8 protein-coding genes and 1 pseudogene are annotated in these 8,425 nt (G+C 65.8%); 4 read left to right on the forward strand and 5 right to left on the reverse strand.

The annotated features are described in order from the left end of the window. Positions 1-676: 676 nt before the first annotated feature. On the forward strand, positions 677-1,633 hold the full coding sequence (locus AC1DFC_RS18165) for a LysR family transcriptional regulator (RefSeq protein ID WP_478179729.1): 957 nt from the start codon (positions 677-679) through the stop codon (positions 1,631-1,633). Positions 1,634-1,721: 88 nt separating this feature from the next. Here AC1DFC_RS18165 and AC1DFC_RS18170 read toward each other — a convergent pair whose 3' ends face one another. Genes AC1DFC_RS18170 through AC1DFC_RS18180 form a run of 3 tightly spaced genes read right to left on the reverse strand, consistent with a single transcriptional unit; the run spans position 1,722 to position 4,734 of the window. Continuing rightward, entirely contained in the window at positions 1,722-2,699 is a 978-nt protein-coding gene (locus tag AC1DFC_RS18170; RefSeq protein WP_478179730.1) for a Bug family tripartite tricarboxylate transporter substrate binding protein, read from the reverse strand. 55 nt (positions 2,700-2,754) lie between these two features. Continuing rightward, a complete protein-coding gene (locus AC1DFC_RS18175) occupies positions 2,755-3,726 on the reverse strand; it encodes a Bug family tripartite tricarboxylate transporter substrate binding protein (protein ID WP_478179731.1) in 972 nt (323 codons plus the stop codon). A 54-nt stretch (positions 3,727-3,780) separates the two neighbouring features. After that, the gene (locus tag AC1DFC_RS18180) at positions 3,781-4,734 is read right to left on the reverse strand and encodes a 2-hydroxyacid dehydrogenase (RefSeq protein ID WP_478179732.1); all 954 of its coding nucleotides are present in this window, start codon (positions 4,732-4,734) and stop codon (positions 3,781-3,783) included. A 140-nt stretch (positions 4,735-4,874) separates the two neighbouring features. Here AC1DFC_RS18180 and AC1DFC_RS18185 point away from each other — a divergent pair, with 140 nt between their 5' ends. Further along, the gene (locus tag AC1DFC_RS18185) at positions 4,875-6,035 is read left to right on the forward strand and encodes a citrate synthase (protein ID WP_478179733.1); all 1,161 of its coding nucleotides are present in this window, start codon (positions 4,875-4,877) and stop codon (positions 6,033-6,035) included. Between the two features lie 61 nt (positions 6,036-6,096). Here AC1DFC_RS18185 and AC1DFC_RS18190 read toward each other — a convergent pair whose 3' ends face one another. Then, the gene (locus AC1DFC_RS18190) at positions 6,097-6,837 is read right to left on the reverse strand and encodes a zincin-like metallopeptidase domain-containing protein (RefSeq protein ID WP_478179734.1); all 741 of its coding nucleotides are present in this window, start codon (positions 6,835-6,837) and stop codon (positions 6,097-6,099) included. A gap of 195 nt (positions 6,838-7,032) precedes the next feature. Here AC1DFC_RS18190 and AC1DFC_RS18195 point away from each other — a divergent pair, with 195 nt between their 5' ends. Further along, on the forward strand, positions 7,033-7,350 hold the full coding sequence (locus AC1DFC_RS18195) for a type II toxin-antitoxin system ParD family antitoxin (protein ID WP_478179735.1): 318 nt from the start codon (positions 7,033-7,035) through the stop codon (positions 7,348-7,350). Between the two features lie 2 nt (positions 7,351-7,352). Then, positions 7,353-7,691, forward strand: coding sequence for a type II toxin-antitoxin system RelE/ParE family toxin (locus AC1DFC_RS18200; protein ID WP_478179744.1), 339 nt, complete (start codon positions 7,353-7,355; stop codon positions 7,689-7,691). 485 nt (positions 7,692-8,176) lie between these two features. Here the strand turns inward: AC1DFC_RS18200 and AC1DFC_RS18205 are convergent. Beyond that, a pseudogene (locus tag AC1DFC_RS18205) lies at positions 8,177-8,425 on the reverse strand (tripartite tricarboxylate transporter permease); the annotation flags it as partial.

The raw sequence follows: 8,425 nt of genomic DNA on the forward strand, positions 1-8,425 counted from the left end.
GGCGACATAAAGAGTGTGAGTCGCAACATTGACACTAGACAGTCACATGGCTCCGGGGATATGAATGTCGGGTTCCCGACGTTTTCAGAAATCATCTGCAAGGAGAAAAGCTCTCCGGGAAGAGCGATCCAATTCAGACAATGCATGAGTGAATTGCGAGTCTGGCTGACCGGTGGCCAACGCCGGTTTCATGATTCATGCCGATGCTCGCGTACGGAGTTGGGGGAGTTGTTCATCGCCGGCATCGAGCCGCCATCGCGGTGGTGAGTTGAGGAGAGAGATGAACTCTAGGCAGCCACTCCCCTGAGGCGGTAGGACGATTGCGAACCCGTGTGGTACTTTTTCCCAGCCCGGACGCCAACGCGACAGGGCTGCATCCAGGCCACGAACGCGTTCGGTGGGCCATCGCACATTCCTTTTCGGTGCCCGGAATGACGCAAGCACGCAACGTTCGGATCGAACTGGTGGACGCCACCGCAGCAGCACGGAACTCTGGCATCAACCGGTTTGCCTCGATGTCCTGCGCACTGCCCCGGCCGGAGGTGACGACCTTCGCCTCCTGCGGGTGAGGCCTTTAGCTTGCGCTGCGCGACGAGTGCGCGCATCCTCGCGGCGGACATTTCGCGGATCTCGGACCTCGGAAGACGGGGAAACTTCTTCATGCTGCAAATGATTGATGCGCGGCCGCATCGGGGTCCAATACTGTTTTCCTGACAAGGCATACGACCAACGTATGGCAGAACCAGACTTCAGAACGCTCCGCTACTTCGTCGCCGTCGCCGAGGAACGCAGCGTCGGAAAAGCGGCACGCCGGCTCAACATGGCCCAACCGCCGCTGTCGGTTCACATCAGGAATCTGGAAGCGGCGGTGGGCACGCCCCTGTTTCGCAGGGCAGCGCGCGGCATGGAAATCACCGACGCCGGCAATGCGCTCTTCCAGCGTGCGAAGGAAGCGCTGCTCCTTGCCAATGAAGGATTCGACGCCGCACGGGCCATCGGGTCGGGCCGAAGGGGCCGGCTCACGGTCGGAACCATGGTGGTCCTTTCCTACCTGGTGCTCCCTCGTTTGGAAAACATGCTTCGAACGAAGTTGCCGGACGTGGAGATCCAGTATGTGGAACTGAACGCCATCAACAACGTCTCGGCCATCACCGACTCGGACGTGTCCGTGGCGATCTGCATTCCGCCCATCGCCCAGGCAGGCATTGCGGTCGAACGCATCGGAACCCAGCCGTTGATGCTGGCCGTGCGTGCGGATTCGCCCTTGGCCCGGACGTCCAGCATTCCGCTGCAGCGGCTTTCTGCCATGCCCCTCATCGGGCTCCCTGCCCCCGGGGGGGACGTCGACAAATCCGTCATCGCCTCGATGCTTCGGCGGCACGATGTCAGCATGCCGATTGCGCAACGGGTCGGGACCACGGTGTCGGCGCTGGCGCTCGTCCTGGCGGGCAAGGGCGTGGCCATCCTGCCTGCATGCGCCCGGATCGGCCGGCCTCCGGGCGTGGTGTTCAGGCCCTTGCGGAACGCCGATGCAAAGATGGACGTCGCCGCCTGTTGGCGCAGCGATTGGGAGAGCCCTCTCATCGAGCCGTTCCTGGCGTGCGCGCGCGCGTCCCTGCGACAGGCGGCTTAGCAGGCTGCTGAGATACCTCATTCGACTGCCGGCGCGTGTTGCAGGCCCAGGGATTCCTTCGGCAAGCTGCGCGCCCCCACTTCCGGACTCACTCCGCCTGGATCCCCGCCTCCTTGACCACCCTGCCCCACTTGACGAGGTCGGACTTGATCAGCGCGGCGTACTCCTGTGGCGTTCCGCCCTGTACCTCTATGCCGGCGGCCTCCAGCTTCGCCCGCACGTCGGGCAGCTTCAGCGCCGCGTTGATCTCGGCATTCAGCCTGGCAACGATCGCCTTGGGCGTGCCGGCCGGCGCCAGGAAGCCGCCATTCGTATTGGCGTCGTAGCCCTTGAATCCTTGTTCGTCCGCGGTCGGCACGTCGGGCAGCAACTTGGTCCGCTTGCGCGTCGACACCGCAACAGCCCGCGCATTGCCGGCCTTCACCTGCGACTGGATGGCGCTGAGGGTGTCGATGAAGAGCGCGGTACGTCCGGCCAGCAGGTCCGGGTGCGCGGCGGAGGAGCCCTTGTAGGGGACCAGCAGCATCTGCGCCCCGCTCGCCACGCGGAACATCTCCGCCGCCATTTCCTGCGCACTGCCGCGACCGGAGGTGGCGACCCTGGCCTCGTCCGGATGGGCCTTCATCCAGGCCACGAACTCGGGCAGCGTCCTGGCGGGAAGCTGCGGGTAGATGGCGAACACCAGCGGAACCTCGTGCGTGTAGACGATGGGCTCGAAGCTCGTCGAAGGATCCCAGCCGAGGTTCTTGAACAGGAACTTGTTGGTGTTGTGGCTGCCGCCCACGATGCCGATCGTGTAGCCGTCGGGCGCCGACTTGGCGAGGACGTCCGTGCCGAGGTTATTGGATGCGCCGGGCCGGTTGTCGACGATCACCGGTTGTCTCATTGACACAGCGATCTTGTCTCCGACGACACGGGCGATGGTGTCGATCGCGCCGCCCGGCGGGGCAGGCACGATGATCTTGAGGGCGCGGGCCGGGTAAGCCGCCTCGGCCGATGCGAGGGTCGCCGCCGCGGCGAGCGACGCCGAGACGGTAAGGATCTTGATCAGGGACGTGAGCTGCATGGATGTCTCCTCTTCAGGGTGGGTCTGTCGTTTTTGAACGGCCGGCTTGTCGCGGTCACTCGATCGTGATCTTTCGGCTGCGGATGATCTGGGCGTAGCGGCTCTTGTCGTCGGCGATCAGCCTGGCGAACTCCTGCGGCGAGGTGGCGCGCGGCACGCCGCCCAGGCCCACGAAGCGTGCCTTGACCGCTTCGTCGGCCAGCACGGCGCGCAGATCGGCGGCGATCTTGTCCACCACGTCCTGCGGCGTGCCCGTCGGCGCAAGCAGGCCGATCCAGGAGATCGCGTTGAAGCCGGGCACCACGCCTTCCGCGAGCGTGGGAACTTCGGGAAACGCCGGCACGCGCTTGTCGCCGGTCACGGCCAGCGCACGTAGCTTGCCCGCCTTGACGTGGCCGGAGGCCTCCAGCACCGTCATGAACGACAGCTGCACATGGCCCGCGAGCAGATCGGCGATGGCCGGACCGCCGCCGCGGTAAGGCACATGCAGGATGAAGGAGCCGGTCTGGTCCTTGAACATCTCGGCTGCCAGGTGCGGCGCGCCGCCGGCGCCCGAACTGCTGTAGCTCATCTGGCCCGGCTTGGACTTGGCCAGCGCGACGAAGTCGGCGGCCGTCTTCGCGGGGACCGACGGATGGACCATCATGGCCAGCGGCAGCTCGGCCACCAGGGAGACCGGGGCGAAGGCCTTGTCGGCGTCGTAGGGCAACCTGGGATACAGCAAGGGGTTGATCGCCTGCGTACCGATGTTGCCCAGGAGCAGCGTGTAGCCGTCCGGCCTGGACTTGGCGACGAAGTCGGCGCCGATCTGCCCGGCGGCGCCACCCTTGTTCTCCACGATGACAGGCTGGCTCCAGCGCCGGCTCAATTGCTCGGCGATGACGCGGCCGCCGGTGTCCGTTCCGCCGCCCGGCGGGAACGGAACCACCAGTATCACCGGGCGGGAAGGAAAGCCCTGCGCAAAGCTTGGCGCGTGGATGGCGCAGAGAGCGAGGGCCAGGGGGATTGCAAGGCGTCGGGTGAACAAGGGTGTCTCCTTTTATGGGTCTGGAAGCGGTCGCTGCGCCGCGAACGCAGGGGCTCAGGTGGTCAGGCTCATGGCCGGACGCTCGCCTGCCAGGGCCTGGGCGACGCTGGCCAGCACCATCTCGGCCATGGCGGTGCGGGTCTCCCAGGTGGCGCTGGCGCGGTGCGCCTGCAGGGTCACGCTGTCGGACTGGCGCAGCGCCAGCGGCACGCGCGGTTCGTCGACGAACACGTCCAGGCCCGCACCCGCAATGCGGCCAGCGACCAGCGCTTGTGTCAGGTCGGCTTCGTTGACGAGCCGGCCACGGGCGACGTTGACCAGGAAGCCGCGCGGTCCCAGCGCGTCGAACACGGCCGCATTGACGATTCCTTCGGCCTGGTCCGCGGCGGCGCACAGCACCAGCGCGTCCGACTCGCAGGCCAGCTCCACCAGGCTCGGCACGAAGCGGTGCGCGACATCGTCCATGGCGCGCAGGTCGGTGTAGCGGATGGGGCAACCGAAGGCGGCCGCCCGCACGGCGACGGCGCGGCCCACCCGGCCCATTCCGACGATGCCCACGCGCATGCCGCTGAACCGCCGGGCGAGCGGAAAGGCGCTGGGCTGGGGATGAAGCTCCCACCGGCCGTCCCGCACGAAACGGTCGCCGGCACACAGGTTTCGGCAAGCCGCGATCAGCAAGCCGATGGCCAGATCGGCCACGTCTTCCGTCAGCGCACCCAGTGTGGCGGTGACCGGCAGGCCGCGGCCCCGGCAGTACGCCAGATCCACGGCGTCGGTGCCGACGCCATTGACGGCCACCACCTTCAGGCTGGGCAACTGCGCCAGCATCGCCCGCGAAATGCCGGTGTGCCCGCCGGTGATCACGGCGTCGACCGACGCGCCACGTTCGCGCAGCCAGGCCTGCGGATCGGCCAGTTCGAAGTGCTTGTGCACGACGTAGAGCGACGCGAGCTTGTCGTTGATCGCCGGGATCAGGATCGGATTGAGTTGGAGGACTTGGGGTTTCATATCGCTGTTCGTTTCGGTGGCCGGAAGGCCGAGCTGTTCGGGGGAGCTCTCCACGAACTGGACGCATGCTATTAATAGATTGACATATCGGTCAATATTGATATATTTAATCAATATAAATCGACCCGATCGGCGCGACCATGGCTTCCTGGATTTCAATGAGCGAGGCGTGCAAGCTTCTGGGTGTGCAAGCCCAGACGATCTACGCGTACGTGAGCCGCGGCAAGCTGGAAGTCATGACCGACCCGGCCGACACGCGGCGCAGGCTGTACCGCGCCGAGGACGTTGCCGGCTTGGCCAAACGCAAACAGGCCGGCCGCAAGCACGAGACGCTGGCCACAAACACCCTGTTCGGGTCGGAGCCCAGCATTCCGACGGCCCTTTGCGCGTTCTCTCGCGGGCGGCCGTACTACAGGGGGCGGGATGCCGTGCACATGGCCCGGACGGCCACGCTGGAAGATGCGGCTCAACTGTTGTGGGGCGCCGAGCGAGAAGTCGATTTCTCTTGCTCGACGCCCATGCGCCCCGGCAAGCCCGGGCGAGACGCGGCCTTCGCCGCCTTGGCCAGCCTGGCGGCCGCCGGACACTCCACCGGTGGGCGCCTGACCCGGGTGCTGCATGCCGAGGGCCAGGGTCTGGTGGGTCAGTTGGCCAACGCCTTCGGCGCCTCGCCAGGGCGCGAGCCGCTGCATCTGCGCTTTGCGAAAAGATGGAAGCAATCTGCCAAGGTTGCTGATCTGCTGCGAACGGCCTTGGTGTTGCTGGCCGATCACGAGCTGACCAGTTCGGCCTTTGTCGCGCGCATTGCCGCGTCGACAGGCGCCTCGCTGCCGGCCTGCCTGCTGGCCGGATTGACCACTCTCTCCGGCCCCTTGCACGGCGATGCCTCAGGCCGCGTCCGGGCGCTGTTCAGCGAGGTGGAGCGGCTGGGGGAGGACCAGGTGCTGGCCCACTATCTGTCGAACGGCTTGTCGCCGGCAGGATTCGGCCATCACCTCTATCCCGACGGCGATCCGCGGGCGGCCGCATTGCTGGCCTTGTTCGAGCCTCCCAAGGTGATCGCGCGCTTCATCGACAAGGTGACGAAGCTGACCGGCTTGCAGCCCAACATCGACGTCGCCCTGGCCGCGCTGATCGCTCACCATCGGTTTCCTTCCGATGCGGCCTTTGGCCTGTTCGCAACGGCACGCAGCGTCGGGCTGTTGGCACACAGCCTGGAGCAACTGGGCGTGGCGCAAGTCATCCGCCCACGCGGGCGCTACGTGGGCACGATGCGCGAACCGGAAGACCAGGGCCCCTGAATGCGCCGCGGTGTCCCATTTTTTCCGCAGGGCCGAAAATGCGACTGACGGCCATGTCCCGTCATCGAGGCCGTGTCAGTCGAGGGTCATCCTCCGCACTCAAGGAGAAAACATCCATGGTCGAGGAAGATGCTTTCTTGAGCGTTTCGATCACGGCTCGCACTTCCTTTCGAGCTGCGCAGGAGATTTCGGCTTTGAGGCCAGCCAGCAGGTAGGTCTGGTACTCCCAGCTTCCCCAGTCGCACTGGTCGTTGTGTCCCGGGAATTTGGCCAGCCAGAGCGTGCCTTCCTGCATGGTGAAGGTGGCCTTGGGTCGTGCGCCGCCCAGCGATGAGTCTGGCGCGATGCGCATGGAGAGCCACTTCTCGTACGCTGGCAGTGCCTCCGGGCGCGGGCCGTCGAGCCTTCTGGCGACCTCGGCCATTTCGCGCAAGTCGGTCGCCGGAGGCGCGGGCAGTGGGCTGTCGTCAAGAAACGGCGCGCCGGGGCCGCGTCGGAATCGAAGTGCGCCGGCGCGAGTGAAGTCGTTCACGCCGAGCATGTAGAACAGGTCGTTCGTGCGCGCCATGGGCCGCTTTTCATTGGCGGCCGCATTGGCTTCTCGTCGCTCCATGAGCACACGCCCCACCTGTCCGGTGCGCAGTCCGAAAAGATGCCGCGCCACGATGAACGCGAAGGCTTCCTCGGCAAGACGCGCCGCCGTGAAGATCGCCGTGTGGTCGCCGCGCAGCACCTGCAGCCAGGCGTCGATGTAGGCCGCATGCCCCTCGACCGTGGCATCGACCAGACCGCAGTGGCCCATGACTGCGCGGGTTCCCGCTGCTCGAGATCAATCACTCGCGAGATGTTCGCGGCCACTTGCGACCCAAGGCCCTTCGGCAGCTAGCGCCCGAGCTGCGCATCGGTGATCAGGGACTGCCGATGAATCAGCCACGGTTGCAGGAGTCGATCTGGCCTGCGATGGCAAAGTTTGCCATCGCGCGGTAAAGTGTCGTCCATGACAACGATGAACATTTCTCTTCCGGACGAGATGAAGGCATTTGTGGATGCACAGATCGCAGACCGTCGCTATGGCAATGCCAGCGAATACATGCGTGACCTCATTCGGCGGGACTTGGCACGCGAGCAGTTTCGAGCTGCCATCCTTGCTGGTCTCGAATCAGGGCCTGCCGTCGAGTGGACGCCGGCACACTTCGATGGATTGCGGGCTGAGATCGCCCACGTTGAGGCGCCAGGCGCGCACAAGGCAGGGGTTTCCGCTGAGCGCACGGCCAGGGCTGCATCCGCGAAGGCTGTGAAGAAGAAAGCGACTTGAGCGTGAAGGGCGCCAAGCGATTCCTTGTCCGCCCTCGTGCCGGTACGCAGATCACCGCCGCGATTCAGTACTACGCGGTCACCATGCAGACACCGACCGCTGCCAAGGGTTTTGTGGATGAGTTGCAGAGGGCCTACGAGCTCATCCAGCGAAATCCCGATGCGGGCTCGCCGCGCCTTGAGGCCGAACTGGGGATGCCCGGCCTGCGTTCATGGAGACTGCCCAGGTACCCCTACCTGATCGTCTATTTCCGGCACCCCGATTTCGTGGATGTGGTGGATGTGCCGCACACACGAACCAACTACCTCGCCGCGCTGATCAACCATCTGGGTTCGCCCTGAACCATCCTGTGTCGTGCGAACACTGCCTGCCTTGACGCCCATGCCGGCCATCGGCGATCCGAGCATGTGCGTGCACCGGCGCAGCGCCTGGCTGGCGAGACACGGTGGATCGCCAGCCGACAGTTGGCCCTGTGACTGCTGAAAGCCCGTGCGTCTTCACGGCGGAAGGCGCGCCGATCCGGACAGCGGGCGTGCCCGGCAACGCTTGCGTGGCATGCACTTTCCCGAAGATCGCCATGCCCAGGGGTTTCGAGCGCCGACCACCGCCGTTCCAAGGGGGCGCCAGCCCATCGGCCACTCAACGAATGCAGATGGCCGGGCTGCCTGGATGAACCTGAACCGATGCAGTCCGGGTGAGCACTGCGTCATGCGATCGGCCGTCGCGATGCCCGGCGTGCTGCAGGTCGGCTTTGCGGGTGCCTCGGCACGCGCCATGCGGGCGCTGCCGAGGCTGTAGCTGCGGGTACGTGCCGGGCATGCCGCCCCTACTCCTGCGGTTCCAGCGCAACCGGGGCCGGGATCGGCGCACCGCCTTTCCTGTGTGCCTGGACAACGAACGCCACGAACTGCCAGACGACGAAGACGCCGATCAGGCCCAGCAGCGTGCCGCTGATCGGCCGCGAGACGAAGGTGCCGAAGCTCCCGCGGCTCAGCAGCATCGCCCGGCGGAAGTTCTCCTCCAGCATCGGGCCGAGGATGAAGCCGAGCATGAGCGGTGCGGCATCCAGCTCCAG

The organism is Variovorax sp. 10L421, from assembly GCF_056395365.1.